This is a genomic window from Enterobacter cloacae complex sp. SHL021 (assembly GCF_049237765.1).
In the GTDB taxonomy this organism is placed as follows: Bacteria; Pseudomonadota; Gammaproteobacteria; order Enterobacterales; family Enterobacteriaceae; genus Enterobacter; species Enterobacter cloacae.
In genome coordinates, this window is record NZ_JBMKJG010000003.1 from 15379 (window position 1) to 29505 (window position 14127).

At 53.9% G+C, this 14127-nt stretch carries 11 protein-coding genes and 1 pseudogene; 5 read left to right on the top strand and 7 right to left on the bottom strand.

Features of this window, described 5'->3' with window-relative positions; genetic code table 11:
- Window positions 1-102: 102 nt before the first annotated feature.
- The 6 genes and pseudogenes from sapF to ACOTZF_RS03710 form a co-directional block, all read right to left on the bottom strand.
- Window positions 103-909, bottom strand: coding sequence for a putrescine export ABC transporter ATP-binding protein SapF (gene sapF, locus ACOTZF_RS03685; protein WP_013096393.1), 807 nt, complete (start codon window positions 907-909; stop codon window positions 103-105).
- Between the two features lies 1 nt (window position 910).
- Window positions 911-1903: a peptide ABC transporter ATP-binding protein SapD gene (gene sapD / locus ACOTZF_RS03690; protein ID WP_013096394.1), complete on the bottom strand. Its 993-nt coding sequence runs from the start codon at window positions 1901-1903 to the stop codon at window positions 911-913.
- Window positions 1903-2793 (bottom strand): putrescine export ABC transporter permease SapC, encoded by an 891-nt coding sequence (sapC, locus tag ACOTZF_RS03695; protein WP_013096395.1) that lies wholly within the window; start codon window positions 2791-2793, stop codon window positions 1903-1905. Before sapC ends, sapD begins: the two co-directional genes overlap by 1 nt.
- Window positions 2780-3745, bottom strand: a complete 966-nt coding sequence (gene sapB / locus ACOTZF_RS03700) for a putrescine export ABC transporter permease SapB (RefSeq protein WP_013096396.1) — start codon at window positions 3743-3745, stop codon at window positions 2780-2782. The genes sapC and sapB overlap by 14 nt, the downstream gene beginning before the upstream one ends.
- Window positions 3742-5382 carry an ABC transporter substrate-binding protein SapA gene (gene sapA / locus ACOTZF_RS03705; protein WP_038419595.1) on the bottom strand — a complete coding sequence of 547 codons (1641 nt, stop codon included), beginning with the start codon at window positions 5380-5382 and terminating at the stop codon, window positions 3742-3744. Before sapA ends, sapB begins: the two co-directional genes overlap by 4 nt.
- A 66-nt stretch (window positions 5383-5448) precedes the next feature.
- Window positions 5449-5613 (bottom strand): annotated as a pseudogene (locus ACOTZF_RS03710) (site-specific integrase); the annotation flags it as partial.
- Between the two features lie 471 nt (window positions 5614-6084).
- Here ACOTZF_RS03710 and ACOTZF_RS03715 point away from each other — a divergent pair.
- The 4 genes from ACOTZF_RS03715 to ACOTZF_RS03730 are packed head-to-tail and all read left to right on the top strand — an operon-like array spanning window position 6085 to window position 12237.
- Window positions 6085-7809 carry a type I secretion system permease/ATPase gene (locus ACOTZF_RS03715; protein ID WP_277815306.1) on the top strand — a complete coding sequence of 575 codons (1725 nt, stop codon included), beginning with the start codon at window positions 6085-6087 and terminating at the stop codon, window positions 7807-7809.
- Entirely contained in the window at window positions 7802-9115 is a 1314-nt protein-coding gene (locus ACOTZF_RS03720) for an HlyD family type I secretion periplasmic adaptor subunit (protein ID WP_058660365.1), read from the top strand. The genes ACOTZF_RS03715 and ACOTZF_RS03720 overlap by 8 nt, the downstream gene beginning before the upstream one ends.
- A 2-nt stretch (window positions 9116-9117) precedes the next feature.
- A complete protein-coding gene (locus ACOTZF_RS03725; RefSeq protein WP_129251807.1) occupies window positions 9118-10476 on the top strand; it encodes a TolC family outer membrane protein in 1359 nt (452 codons plus the stop codon).
- A 27-nt stretch (window positions 10477-10503) separates the two neighbouring features.
- The gene (locus tag ACOTZF_RS03730) at window positions 10504-12237 is read left to right on the top strand and encodes a lipase (protein ID WP_023622385.1); all 1734 of its coding nucleotides are present in this window, start codon (window positions 10504-10506) and stop codon (window positions 12235-12237) included.
- Between the two features lie 56 nt (window positions 12238-12293).
- Here ACOTZF_RS03730 and pspF read toward each other — a convergent pair whose 3' ends face one another.
- On the bottom strand, window positions 12294-13271 hold the full coding sequence (gene pspF / locus ACOTZF_RS03735; protein WP_023622386.1) for a phage shock protein operon transcriptional activator: 978 nt from the start codon (window positions 13269-13271) through the stop codon (window positions 12294-12296).
- A 166-nt stretch (window positions 13272-13437) separates the two neighbouring features.
- Between pspF and pspA the strand changes: the two genes are divergently transcribed.
- Window positions 13438-14106, top strand: a complete 669-nt coding sequence (pspA, locus tag ACOTZF_RS03740) for a phage shock protein PspA (RefSeq protein WP_013096403.1) — start codon at window positions 13438-13440, stop codon at window positions 14104-14106.
- The last annotated feature ends 21 nt before the right edge of the window (window positions 14107-14127 follow it).

A 14127-nucleotide genomic window follows, 5' to 3' on the forward strand; every position in this document is an offset into this window, starting at 1 on the left:
ATGGCGATGTGCAACACAAAATAAAAGGATTAAACGTCCTGTTTAATCCTTTGAAGTTCTGAGTCGAAATATTCGCTGTCGCGGGAGACGCCTGACGGGCGGTTACCGATCCTTTCTCCATGCATCAGCAGTTAGCGCTTCACCAAAATGTCCGGCAATCAGGCGTTTTGTTAAATCGTGGAGTGGGGAGGCCAGCACATCCGCCGTGCTGCCGCGCTCGACAACTTCCCCCTGATGCATGACCATCACCTGGTCGCTGATGTGTTTCATCATGCCAAGATGTTGGGTGACGTAGATATAAGAGATCCCCTGTTTTTCCTGCAGTTCCAGCATCAGGTTAATTAACTGGGAACGCATCGACATATCCAGTGAGGCGAGGGCTTCGTCAGCAATAATCACCTTCGGGCGCAAAATCAGGGCGCGCGCCAGCCCCAGACGCTGCTTCTGTCCCGGAGCCAGCATATGCGGGTAGTAACTCTCATGATCGGGCAGTAGTCCGACCATACGCAGGGTTTCAAAGATACGTTTACGGCGAGCGTCAGGCTCCAGATCGGTATTCAGCCGCAGCGGGAAATCCAGGATCTGCGAAATGCGCTGGCGCGGATTGAGCGAGGTGGAGGGATCCTGGAAGATCATACGGATGCGCTGGCTGCGGAAGGAGTAATCGCCGAATGCCAGCGGATGATCGTCAATCAGCACTTCACCGCCGCTTGGCTCAACCATGCCCGCCAGCATTTTAGCCAGCGTGGATTTGCCGGAACCATTCTCGCCAATAATCGCCAGCGTCTGCTTTTCGCGCAGCGTAAAGCTCAGCGGTTTCACCGCTTCCACGGTCTGGCGATGGAACAGCCCGGTGCGGTAGCGAAAGGTCTTACTCAGGTTGCGTACTTCCAGTAAGGTTTCGACCATTTCACTCTCTCTCCATGTTCAGCGGGAAATGACAGGCGTAAAGATGGTTTTTCGCCCCCGTCAGACGCGGCGTTTCAATACATTTACGCTGAGCATACGGGCAACGTGGCCCAAGACGACAGCCTATCGGCAATGATTCCAGAAGCGGGATCGCACCCGGCAGCGTGTTCAGACGGCTCTTGTGCGGCATGGCGCTGCCAAAATCCGGGATCGCACGAATCAGCGCCTGCGTATAGGGGTGGTGCGGCGTGGTGATCAGATCTTCACTGGGGGCGGTTTCCACCGTTTGCCCACAGTACATCACATCAATTTTATCCGCCCATTTGCTGAGCATTTGCAGGTCGTGACTGATCAGCAAAATGGTGGTGTTGTTATTCTGATTCAGCCGCGTCAGCAGACGGAATATCTGCGCCTGCGTGGTCGGCTCCATCGCGTTCGTTGGTTCATCCGCAATCAACAGACGCGGCTGATTGGCCAGCGCGATGGCGATCATCACTTTCTGGCATTCACCGTCGGTGAGTTCGTAGGGGAAACTGCGCATTGCGTCTTTATGATCTTTGATCCCGACGCGGTGCAGCAGCTCAATGGCGCGGCGTTTGCGCCAGCCGAAACGCTGCCACCAGCGGCCTTTATAGGTCCAGCCGGGGATATTTTGCATCAGCTGCTTACCTACGCGCTCGGACGGGTCAAGGCAGGATTGTGGCTCCTGGAAAATCATCGAGACGTTATGGCCGACCAGCTTGCGACGCTCGCGCGGAGAGAGGCGCAGCAGGTCGATATCATCAAAACGCATGCGGTCGGCGGTGACGCGCCAGTTGTCCTTCGCTACACCACAAATGGCTTTGGCGATGAGGCTTTTCCCCGAGCCGGATTCGCCCACCAGCCCGCGAATTTCACCTTCAGCAAGCGTAATGCTGATTCGATCGACAGCCTTAACCCAGCCCTCACCGGTTTTAAACTCGATGGTGAGGTTGCGGATATCAAGAAGCGGCATTATTGCACCCCCGCATTAATTGCGCGGCGAATACCGTCGCCCAGCAGGTTAATCAGCAACACGCTGACCATAATGGCCGCACCCGGTAACATAACTGTCCACGGGGCGACGTAGATAAGCTCCAGCGCATCGCCCAGCATCGCACCCCATTCCGGTGACGGCAGTTGGGCACCCAAATCGAGGAAACCCAGCGCAGCGATATCCAGTATCGCCATCGACAGAGCGCGGGTGATCTCGGTGACCAGCCCGGCTGCGATATTCGGCAGGACGGCAAACCAGAGAATATTCAGCGTGGTGGCACCGTCCAGACGGGCAGCAACAACATACTCTTTCTCCAGTTCGTCATGCACCATGCTGTACACAGAGCGAACGATACGGGGCAGGATAGCCAGCCACACGGCAAACATGGCATGCATCAGGTGCGGCCCGGCAAAGGCCACCACAATGATCGCCAGCAGCAGCGATGGGATAGAGAGCAGGGTGTCCAGAATGTGATTCAGCACCGCCGAGCGCAGACCGTGGGTGGAGCCAGCAAAAATGCCCAGCGCCAGACCGCAAACTGTGGCGGCAAGCGTCACCACAAACGCACCACCCACCGTTGGGGCGGCACCGCTCAGCAGGCGGCTCAGCACATCACGGCCCAGATCGTCGGTGCCCAGGAAGAAGGAAACCTCCCCATAGCGTGACCACGACGGGGGCAACAGTTGATAGCCGAGGAACTGCTGGTCGATACCGTACGGCGCAAACCACGATCCAAATACGCACAGCAAGACCAGACCGGCACAGCCGTACAGGCCGATCATTGCCGTGGTGTCACCATAGAATTTACGCCACACGGTACGTAGCGCACCGGGCGTGCGCTTTTCACTGTATACACTATCGTAAGGCATACCATTCCTTATGCTTCAACGGGTTGGCCATTGCACCCAAAATATCGGAAATCACGTTAACAATAATCACCAGCGAACCAATCACCATGACGCCTGCTGAAATGGCGGCGTAATCCTGCTGACGAATGGCGTTAATGAGCCACCGGCCCAGACCCGGCCAGCTAAAGACCATCTCGGTGATCATCGCCAGGGTCAGCATGGTCGAAAACTGCAGCCCAAGGCGCGGAATAACCGGCGGGAGCGCGTTATGCAGTACGTGACGACGCAAGATAGTCAGGCGTGAGAGCCCGCGCGTGGCCGCAGCTTTAACGTAGTTCTGATCAAACACTTCCATGGTGCTCAGGCGCATCAGGCGGATCACTTCGGTTGTTGGTGCCACCGCAAGCGTTAGCACCGGCAACACCATATGACGCAGGGCGCTGACGATCATTTCGTGACGCCAGACGGAGTCAGAAAGCCATGCATCAATAATGGCGAAACCGGTCACCGATTTAACCGTGTAGAGGAGGTCAAAGCGGCCTGAAACCGGCAGCCAGCCCATCGTCAGAGAGAAGAACAGCGTCAGCAACAGCGCCAGCCAGAAGACCGGGATAGAAAAGCCGAGCAGGGCGAGGGCGCTGATAAATTTATCCTGCCATTTATTGCGATAAATCCCCGCGAGCATGCCCACCGGAATGCCCACCATCAGGGCAAAGCCGAAGGCCAGAATACAGAGCTCCATTGTGGCCGGGAACACGTCTTTCAACTGCTCAGAGATAAGCTGTCCGTTGATACTGGAGACGCCAAAATCCCAGTGCAGCAGGCCGTTGAACCAGAACAGCCAGGCATCCCAAAGCGACGATCCCTGAAGCGGGGCGTGCGGCGTAAAGTAGCTCAGGCTGAAGCCCACGAAGGTCAGTAAAAAAAGCGTCACCAGCAGTAACAGGAGTCGACGCAAGGTAAAAATGATCATGGTTTTTTCACCTCTTGTTCTTTTTCACGGTCGACCCCGGCGAAGGAGGCGTTGCCAAACGGGCTCAGTACCAGGCCTTTAATATCGTAACGATAGGCCTGCAGACGCAGGGAAGAGGCCAGCGGCAGCACAGGCAGTTCCTTGGCGAGGATCTTTTGCGCTTCATCATAGGCATCAATGCGTGACGAGAGCTGTTGTGACGCCAGCGCTTTTTGCAGAACGGCGTCAAACTCGCGGTTGCACCAGTGAGCGTAGTTGGTCTGTGAGTTTATTGCCGCGCAGCTTAACAACGGACGGAAGAAACTGTCCGGGTCGTTACTGTCAGTCGCCCAGCCCGTCAGCGTGAGGTCATGGTTCATATCCATCAGGCGCGCTTCCTGGAAACGCCCTTCAACCGGAACGATGATCACTTTTACACCCACCTGCGCCATATCAGCCTGCAGCAGCTCGGCGGTTTTCAGCGGGCTAGGGTTCCATGCCTGAGAGCTGGTCGGTACCCAGAGCTGCAGCGTCAGGTTTTCAGCACCCAACGCTTTAAGCTGTTCGCGTGCTTTTGCCGGATTGTATTCCGTGATTTTGGCTTCACCGTCATACGCCCACGAGGCGCGCGGTAAAATAGAGGCGGCGGTTTCCGCGGTGCCGTAATAAATGGACTGCATCAAACGCTGGTTGTTAATGGCCAGCGCCAGTGCATGACGAACTGCCGGGTTATTCAGCGGTGGCTTATCGGTGTTAAAAGCAAGATAAGCAATGTTCATACCCGGGCGCAGCGTCAGGCGCAGGCGCGGATCGTCGCGTAAAATAGTGAGCTGGCTGGCGGCAGGCCAGGCCAGCACGTCACATTCGCCGGTCAGCAGCTTTGAGAGCCGCCCCGTACCGCCAGACCCGAGGTCGACCACAACCTGCGGCATCAGCGGCGTGCCGCGCCAGAAGTGTTCGTGGCGCTGCAGGCGAATATATTGCCCGGCGCGGTATTCGGCCAGCTGGAACGGACCGGTGCCGACCGGCTGGCGGTCAAGCAGCTCCTGACGATCCTGCTTGTTCAGCTTTGCCGCGTACTCAGCGGACATGACGGACGCATAGTGGGTCGCCAGATGCCAGAGGAAAGAGGCATCCGGGCGCGTCAGGGAAAATTCAACCGTCCGGTTATCCAGTTTGCGCACGCTTTTAACGGTGTCGGCAAACTGCAGGCTGTCGAAATAGGGGAAGTTCCCCCCGTTGACGTTATGCCAGGGGTGATGGCGGTTGAAGATACGCTGGAACGTAAAGACCACATCGTCTGCATTCAGCTTGCGCGTGGGGGTAAACCACGGCGTATGCTGAAACGCAACGTCATCACGCAGACGGAAACGGTAAGTTGCGCCGTTGTCCAGCACCTCCCAGCTTTCCGCCAGCTCCGGCACCAGACGGTAGGTGTACGGATCAACATCAAGCAGACGGTCGTAAAGCTGAGCGGCGAGAGTATCCACAATCAGGCCGCTGCCCGCTTTTTGTGGGTTGAAGGTATCAACCTGTCCGCTGACGCAGTAGACGAAGCCACTGTCACGAATATCAGGCTGCTCAGTTGGCTCGGGGGCAGCAAAGGCCTGGCTACTGAACAGACTGAGTGCAAAAAAGGACGATAAAACCAGACGCATAATTTTTAAGGTATGATATGTTAAGTGGCTATCTTACTAATATTAAACGAAATTATCCAGTGTCGTTTATCCCTGAGGGCATCCTGGGGGCAGTAGCGTTTGCAGTCGCTCATTCAGCATACCAACCTGATCGGCATTCATACCGACTCTCCACTTTGAATATACCTCATAAACCATCTTAGCATTTTCATGCCCTGTCTGACTCGCTATAAACGAAGGATTCGCCCCGACAGACCGTATGCGGTTAGCAACTGCGTGCGTGATTGGCTGATGGAACTCACGACAGACATCTTCCCGTTACCTCGCGATGCGATATTGGGTGGGCAATAAAACCCGATAATAAAGTGCGCGCTGTTTATCCTGTGCAAGCATGATGCGATGGCGTGAATTATTATTGAGTCGATGTATTACAATAAGAAATATTCACTAAACGTATACTTGCTTAATTAATGGTTGCGTTACGCGTAATGTTGATTTATATACTGACCCTCTGTTCCTGCAATTTGGCAGGGCGAAAGAAAAAAAGAATAATATGAATCATCATAACATCTAAGAAAATTACAGTTTTCTGTTAGGTATACCTATCAGTTCTGGCGCCTGATGGTCTGTTTTTTTTATATTGATTGTTAAATCTTTTTCATCATGGACGTCTCACGCCTTTCTCGTGGCATGGGAAGTGACTAAAACATCAGAGAGTTAGGGATGATTGAACCTTTGGGGCTAATTAAGAATTTTGCACGCGTTCGCACGCGCATATTCGTGACGATTGCGTTTTTCTCATCGGTCATAAATATACTGATGCTGGCACCATCTATTTATATGTTGCAGGTTTACGACCGTGCGCTGTCATCCGGGAATACCACAACGCTTTTTATGTTGACGCTGCTGGTGTTATTTATGTTTGCCGTCATGGCACTCCTTGATTACGCGCGTGGCATCGTCATCATCCGATTGGGTAATCAATTTGATAATGCGCTTTCGCCTGCACTCTATACCGCTGCATGTGAAAGTAATCTCGTTAAGCACAGCCCGAATGCCGGGCAGGCTATCAGCGACCTCACCGTTATACGCCAGTTTGTTACCGGCCCGGCGTTATTTGCGGTTTTTGATTCCATTTGGTTTCCCGTTTACCTCGGCGTTATTTTCCTTTTTAACACCTGGCTCGGGGTGTTCTCGCTTTCAGGCGCATGTCTGCTGCTGGCCCTGGCGTTTGTTAACGAAAAAACGACGCGTCAGCTTTTGAATGAAGCGGGGGGGTATGCCTTGATCTCAAATCATCAGGCTAACAGCTCCTTACAATCTGCTGAGACGCTGCATGCCCTGGGGATGACTGACAACGTTAAGGCGCGCTGGTGGCGTGGACACCAACAATTCCTTTATTGCCAGAGTGCGGCCAGTGAACGCGCTGTATTGATGTCTGCCGTCACCAAAACCGTACGCATGGCGCTTCAGTCCCTGATGTTGGGGCTGGGCTGCTGGCTGGCGATTCTGGGAGACATCTCGCCGGGCATGATGATCGCGGGCTCAATTTTGCTCGGAAGAGCGCTGTCACCGGTGGAACAACTCATCAGCGTGGCGAAAGGCTACCGGTCAGCTCGTCTGGCATGGGAACGCGTGGTTCGTCTGACGGGAGACTTTCCCCCGGCGCAGGAGTGCATACGCCTGCCGGCTGCGCAGGGAGTGCTCACGGTGGAGAATGTCACCGTTTTCCCTCCGGGAACCCCCCGGCAACCCATACTGCAAAACATCACTCTGCGGGTAAACCCGGGTGAGGTGCTGGGAATTGTGGGAGCCAGTGCATCGGGGAAATCCTGTCTCGCCAGAGTGTTGTGCGGTGTCTGGCCTGCCGGAGAGGGGGATGTCAGGCTGGATGGGGCAGATATTTACCAGTGGCAGAAGCAGAAGCCGGGTCCCGGAATCGGCTACTTGCCGCAGGACGTTACGCTTTTCACGGGAACCCTCGCTGAGAATATTGCCCAGTTTGGTGAGATTGATTCAACGCAACTGATCGCCACGGCAAAGATGGCCGGGATCCACGACATGATTTTGCGTATGCCTGACGGGTATAACACCCTGACTGGCGAGCAGGGTATGGCCCTGTCGGGTGGGCAAAAACAGCGCATTGGCCTGGCCCGGGCGCTGTACGGCAATCCGGCACTGGTGATCCTTGATGAGCCCAACGCTCACCTCGATGAATCGGGTGAGCAGGCTTTGCAGCAGGTTATCCGGCAGCTCCGGCAGCAGAAAAAAAGCGTCGTCATCATTTCTCATCGTCCGGGAATATTGCCGCTGACCAGCCATCTGCTCGTCCTCGAAGGCGGAAAAACCAAGCTTTATGGCCCAACGGCACAACTCTTACAGCAGTCAGCTCGCCCGGTAAATAAGACAGACAGCGTCCCTGCTGAACAAGGAAGAGTCCATGCATAATAGCGATGCGCAGAAGACGCCCCTTGTTGACGTCGTTCCGTTTGTCCGCCTTGGCTGGGTAGTGTTGCTGGCAGGTCTGGGATCTTTCTTGCTCTGGGCGGCATTTGCGCCGCTGGATAAAGGTGTTGTTTCCACCGGAACCGTGGTGGTGGACGGCTACCGTAAGGCCGTTCAGGCACCCACAGGCGGTGTGGTGACAAGCATCGCCGTCAAAGAGGGGCAGACGGTACATAAAGGCGACCTGCTGGTGCTGCTCAGCCAGCAATCGACGCTCGCCCAACTCTCCGCTGCGCGCCAGCATTATCTGACGTCGCTCATTGCTGAAAGCCGCCTTCAGTCTGAGCTGGCGGGCATGCAAACGCTGACCTTGCCCCCTGAGACAGAAGACGAAGCCCTGCGGGATGCGATCAAGCCCATAGTGGCTCAGCAACGCCAGCTTATGCATGCCCGGCAGGAGGCGCTGAAAAATGCTCAGGAAAACGACGCTCAGGCCATTGCAGGGCTGGCTCGCCAGCGCGATTCGCTTGCCAGAACCTGCGAGACGAAAGCGCAAGGGCTCGCACTGTTAAATCGTCAACTCAAAGACCTGAAACCACTAATGGAAGAGGGCTATTTCCCCCGTAACCGCTATCTCGATATCCAGGTGCAATCGGCGTCTCTGGCGGGCGAGGTGGGTGAAACCCGCAGCAAAATCGTAGAGTTAGGGAATCAGATCGCCCAGCTCAAACGCGGCATGCAGCAGCGGTTGATTGATAACCGGAAAGATATTGAAACGCAAATTGACCAGCTTCGCCTGCAGGTCAGCGAGAGCAAAAAACAGCTGACGCTCTCCGGTGTCGATCTCTCCCTGACCCGCGTTGTCGCACCGCAGGATGGTGTGGTAATGAACCTCGCGCTTGCCAGCGACAGCGCGGTGGTGAGCGCGGGCGAGCAGCTACTGGAAATTGTCCCGCAGGCCTCCCCCCTGATTATCGACTCACAAATTGACGTCGCCCTGATCGATAAAGTCCATAAGGGCATGCCCGTTACCCTGATGTTTACCGCCTTCAACCAGCAAAGCACGCCGAAAATCCCGGCCCGGGTATCGCTGGTATCAGCGGATCGCCAGACCGATCCCACCACCCAGCAGCCGTACTACAAGATTCAGATCGCCGTTACGCCGGAGGGGATGAAAAAGCTGAAGAGCGAGGAGGTTAAACCGGGTATGCCAGTAGAGGTCTTTATTAAAGCCGGAGAGCGCTCGCTGTTGAGCTATCTGCTGAAACCCATTGTGGATCGTGCATCGCGGTCGTTCATCGAGGAGTAAAGATGCTTAACGCAAAATTCATACCTGTTGTGTATCTGCTCACGCTGATGACGTCCTTTTCAGCAGGTGCGCTGACACTGACTCAGGGCTGGTTCATGGCGCTGGACAACGATCCGCAATACCGCGCTGCCGTGAAGGATCAGCTTGCCGGAGAAGAGTACATCCCCATCGGTCGCGCCGGGTTACTGCCAAAAGTCAGCGTTAGCTATCAACGCGCACCGCGTAACTGGCAGCGGCAGCAGTACCAGCAGACAAATTTGTTGGGGGAGCGTTCTGAGGTGGTACAACATCAACAATATGACAGTTATTCGGGATCGGTTACCGTTGTTCAGCCGCTGTTTGATTACGATGCCTATGCGGGGTATCGCATCGGCATTATCAAAAAAATGCAGTCTGATGAACGCTACCGAAGCAGTTTGATTGATCTGCAAAACCGCTTCATTACCGCCTGGCTGGATCTTACCGAGGCGCATCAACGGCTTCAGCTTGCGGCTCTGCATCGTCAGGGGCTGGAAGAGCAGAAAAAGCAGGCTCAGCGACAGTTCGAGGCCGGTGAGGGCGCAGTAACGGATGTCACCGAGACCGCCTCTGCGCTCAGCCTGGCGATTGCGGATGAGGTGGAGGCGCGCGATACGCTGGATACGGCTAACGTTGCGTTATCAGCGATCGTGGGCGTGGATCTCTTGCAGACGGCAGCGCTGCCGATACTCGGTGAAAAGCCGCTTAAGCTGCCGCTGGCATCAGGAGACTATCGATACTGGGAACAAAAGGCGGCCGCACATAATCCCGATATCCTTTCTGCCGGACATAGCGTGGAAGAAAAACGCTATGAAATTGAACGCAGCCGCGCTGGCGCGCTTCCCCGGGTACAGCTTTACGCGATGCATTCGGAGAACGATTCAAGCAACGACAATACCATTCATCAGAAATATCGTACCGACAGCATAGGCCTGCGCGTCAGCATGGATCTCTTTTCCGGGGGCGGCGTTTCAGCGTCCCTGCGTCAGGCGGCGGCCCGCTATGAGCAGGCAAAATATCTTCACGATGCACAGCGGCTGGCGACCTACAGCGAAATTAAAAAATCCTTAAATAAATGCCTCCATGCGTCAGAGCGCCTTGCTGCCTATGCTTCCGCGGTGGACGCCGCCAGGCGTCAGATTGAAGCGACGAAAAAAAGCATTCAGGCTGGTCAGCGCATGAATATCGATTTATTAAATGCAGAACAATCTTTCTATAAAACCAAAGTTGAGCTTACTGCAGAAAAACATGCTGTCATTAAGGCATGGGTCAGTTTGCTCGCGCAGACGGGCGAAATAAACAATGATAACGTTATGTTACTTGATTCGTATTTTGCTCAATGATTGTTGATAATAAACAGAGGGACGACTATGCCTGTATTCGATTATCAGGGCGAGAAAAACACGCAGCTTATTAAGGATGCACTGACCATTGAAAGTATCAATTTTGGTGCAGCCACGTATGCTGATTATACCTATACAGAAGAAAATGGCTGGAAAGTATTAGACGGGACCACGCTTAACTACAGCGGCTGTACTAATCCCTATGGTGCTTTTTATGGCGAAAGTCTTCTTGAAACCAGCGCCGAATGCAATGTTATGGGAAAATATGACGCCAATGGCAAGCTGGTCAATATAGGCATTAGCTTCTGGGGGACGGGCACTTACGCCAGCGCGCCTTCACTTCAGCATACCATCAATACCGCGATGGATACCGTCAGCGACGTATTATCTGCACTGGTCGACGGCTATGCGGATAACTATGTTCTCAACGCGTATAAAAACCTCATGAGTTCGGTGGCCGCGTTTGCCACGGCAAATGGCCTGACCGGTAATGACATCATCATTACCGGACATAGTCTTGGCGGACTGGCTGTTAACAGCATGGCAACCCTGTCCGCACAGGGCCAGTGGGGTGGTTTCTTTGAGGACGCTAGCTATGTCGCATTCGCCTCTCCGACTCAAAACCTGGCCGATGACAAAGTGCTTAATATTGGTTATGAGAACGATCCGGTATTTCGTGTGTTAACGGGTCACAGCTTGACGCTGGACAGTTTATTTAACCACGACACGCCGCTTGAAACCTGCACCAACAACATCGTCTCCTTTAATGATTACTATGCCGGCCTGACCAACGATTGTAAGATCTTTTCGATCGCGAATATGGCGTCCTGGGCCGGGCACTCCGGTCAGGGCTATACGGACGGTGCATTACGAATTATGGATTCTGAAATCTATGATTTCACCCATCAAAATTCCAATATCATTGTTTCTAATCTTTCTGAAGCATACCGTTCCACGACCTGGGTTTCGGATCTCAATAAATCCGTAACGCATGTGGGGTCGACATTTATTATTGGTACCGAAACAAATGATTTATTACAAGGCGGGAAGGGTAACGATTATCTCTGCGGTGGTGGCGGAGATGACAGTTTTAAAGATCACAGCGGCTACAACGTTATTTATGGCGGCGCAGGGACTAACACCTACGTAACGGAATGTCATATTGCCGATTTTACGTTTAGCCACGATGCAGAAGGGACGCTGTACTTTAAATATTCCACCGGCGATATTACACGGGCGGAAGATATCCATTACGTTAACGCAGACCACACCTTGTTCAGCCTGTTTGGTATTAACATCAACCAGAACGCGACATGGCAGGTCACGGATTATGGCTTAGAAGGTGACAGTGGCTCAATCGCGTATGCGAAAAGCTATTATGCCGATACAGAGAACAGCTTCACTATCTCGACCGCCAGTAATGACAGCTGGTTCTATTCAGGAGCCAATGACAGTGAGATCAGCGTAAACGGGAACAATAACAATGTGGTTTCCGGGTATGCCGACGACGCCATCCACCTTAACGGCAGCGAAAACACGCTTCTCTTCTACGGTGATTTTGGTCATGACACGGTCTATAACCTCTCCGCCAGCGACAGCCTGATCTTTATGGCTAACCAGAACATTGCCGATAATGACAGCTATCTCAACCATCTGTCGTTTGAAGGTGATAATGCCTTACTCACCTACGGCGACAGCAGCGTCACGCTGGTCGGTGTGAATACCGATATGCTTTCGCAGATGCATATTGCGGTAGCATGACTCTTATCCCCGCGGGAACCTCGCGGGGATAAATCCCGTCAGAATGGCTCTGCCCGTCAGCGCATCTGGTGCTTTTTGAGCAATGCTCTTAACTGGTGGTAGGTCAGCCCCAACAGTTCAGCTGCCCCTTTCTGGTTATATTTCGCCATCCTCAGGCTCTGCTCCAGTAGCTGTTGTTCCTGCTTATGCTGAAACTGGCGCAGATCGAGCGGGAGTGAGGGCCCATCGTTCGAACTCGCCGGGGCGGTAACAGATGGCGCGTTACGCTGAAAAGGATCGAGAATAATGTTGTCCAGTTCTGTGTCGCTGCTGCCGTGACGGTAGACAGAGCGTTCGACGACGTTCTTCAGCTCGCGAATATTCCCCGGCCAGGGGTAGTTGAGCAGCGTCTCCCGGGCATTATCGCTAAAGCCCGGAAAGAGCGGCAGACCCAGCTCACGGCACATCTGAATGGCAAACTGTTCCGCCAGCAGCATAATATCGCTGCGCCGTTCACGCAGCGGCGGAAGCTGGACGACGTCAAAAGCCAGGCGGTCGAGCAGGTCGGCGCGAAATTTATCCTCAGCCACCATTTCCGGCAGGTTGGCATTTGTCGCACAGACCAGACGCACGTTAACCTGTAGCGGCTGGCTGCCGCCGACGCGTTCCAGCTCGCCATATTCAATGACGCGCAACAATTTTTCCTGAACCAGCATTGGCGCGGTGGCCAGCTCGTCAAGGAACAGGGTGCCGCCGTCAGCACGCTCGAAACGGCCAGGGTGGCGCTTTTGCGCCCCGGTAAAGGCTCCCGCTTCATGGCCGAACAGCTCGGTATCCAGCAGGTTCTCATTCAGCGCGGCGCAGTTAAGCGAAATAAAAGGACCATCCCAGCGCCCGGACAAATAGTGGAGTCGGTTGGCGATCAGCTCCTTGCCCGTGCCGCGTTCGCCGATAATCAGCACCGGTTTGTTGAGAGGGGCGAGGCGTGAAACCTGCTCCAGTACTTCGAGAAAGCTGTTAGCCTCACCGAGTAAATTGTCTTTATATTCAGCCATGATGAAATTAACCACTCCTTAGCGAGATTCACCAGGTGAGCTTAGTTCCACTGTGATCGAAAATCAATCACATTCAGTGAAATCAATAAGATAAAAAGTTGGCACGGGAATTGTATTATCTGTACAGCAGGGCATCGCCCGATAACAGAAATGTGAGGATTGAATTATGGGTATTTTTTCTCGTTTTGCCGACATCGTGAACGCCAACATCAACTCGCTGCTTGAGAAAGCGGAAGATCCGCAAAAGCTGGTGCGTCTGATGATTCAGGAAATGGAAGATACGCTGGTTGAAGTGCGTTCTACCTCCGCCCGTGCGCTGGCTGAGAAAAAGCAGTTAACCCGCCGTATTGAGCAGGCTACCGCCCAGCTTAATGAATGGCAGGAAAAAGCCGAACTGGCGCTGCGTAAAGATAAAGAAGATCTGGCCCGTGCCGCATTGATTGAAAAACAGAAACTGGCGGATATGGTTACCGCGCTGGAACATGAAGTTACGCTGGTGGACGACACGCTCACCCGTATGAAGAAAGAGATTGGCGAGCTTGAGAACAAGCTGAGCGAAACCCGTGCGCGTCAGCAGGCACTTACGCTGCGTCATCAGGCGGCAAACTCTTCCCGCGATGTACGCCGTCAGCTGGACAGCGGTAAGCTTGATGAAGCAATGGCGCGTTTTGAATCCTTCGAACGTCGTATCGATCAGATGGAAGCGGAAGCGGAAAGCCACAGCATCGGTAAGCAAAAATCGCTCGATCAGCAGTTCGCCGATCTGAAAGCCGACGATGAAATCAGCGAGCAGCTGGCGGCCCTGAAAGCCAAAATGAAGCAAGACAATCAATAATAATTCATGCGGCACCTGAGC

What these genes read in the sequence shown, in the direction of transcription:
- sapF (WP_013096393.1), bottom strand. Translation starts at nt 909, where the DNA reads ATGGTCGAAACCTTACTGGAAGTACGCAACCTGAGTAAGACCTTTCGC.
- sapD (WP_013096394.1), bottom strand. Translation starts at nt 1,903, where the DNA reads ATGCCGCTTCTTGATATCCGCAACCTCACCATCGAGTTTAAAACCGGT.
- sapC (WP_013096395.1), bottom strand. Translation starts at nt 2,793, where the DNA reads ATGCCTTACGATAGTGTATACAGTGAAAAGCGCACGCCCGGTGCGCTA.
- sapB (WP_013096396.1), bottom strand. Translation starts at nt 3,745, where the DNA reads ATGATCATTTTTACCTTGCGTCGACTCCTGTTACTGCTGGTGACGCTT.
- sapA (WP_038419595.1), bottom strand. Translation starts at nt 5,382, where the DNA reads ATGCGTCTGGTTTTATCGTCCTTTTTTGCACTCAGTCTGTTCAGTAGC.
- ACOTZF_RS03715 (WP_277815306.1), top strand. Translation starts at nt 6,085, where the DNA reads ATGATTGAACCTTTGGGGCTAATTAAGAATTTTGCACGCGTTCGCACG.
- ACOTZF_RS03720 (WP_058660365.1), top strand. Translation starts at nt 7,802, where the DNA reads ATGCATAATAGCGATGCGCAGAAGACGCCCCTTGTTGACGTCGTTCCG.
- ACOTZF_RS03725 (WP_129251807.1), top strand. Translation starts at nt 9,118, where the DNA reads ATGCTTAACGCAAAATTCATACCTGTTGTGTATCTGCTCACGCTGATG.
- ACOTZF_RS03730 (WP_023622385.1), top strand. Translation starts at nt 10,504, where the DNA reads ATGCCTGTATTCGATTATCAGGGCGAGAAAAACACGCAGCTTATTAAG.
- pspF (WP_023622386.1), bottom strand. Translation starts at nt 13,271, where the DNA reads ATGGCTGAATATAAAGACAATTTACTCGGTGAGGCTAACAGCTTTCTC.
- pspA (WP_013096403.1), top strand. Translation starts at nt 13,438, where the DNA reads ATGGGTATTTTTTCTCGTTTTGCCGACATCGTGAACGCCAACATCAAC.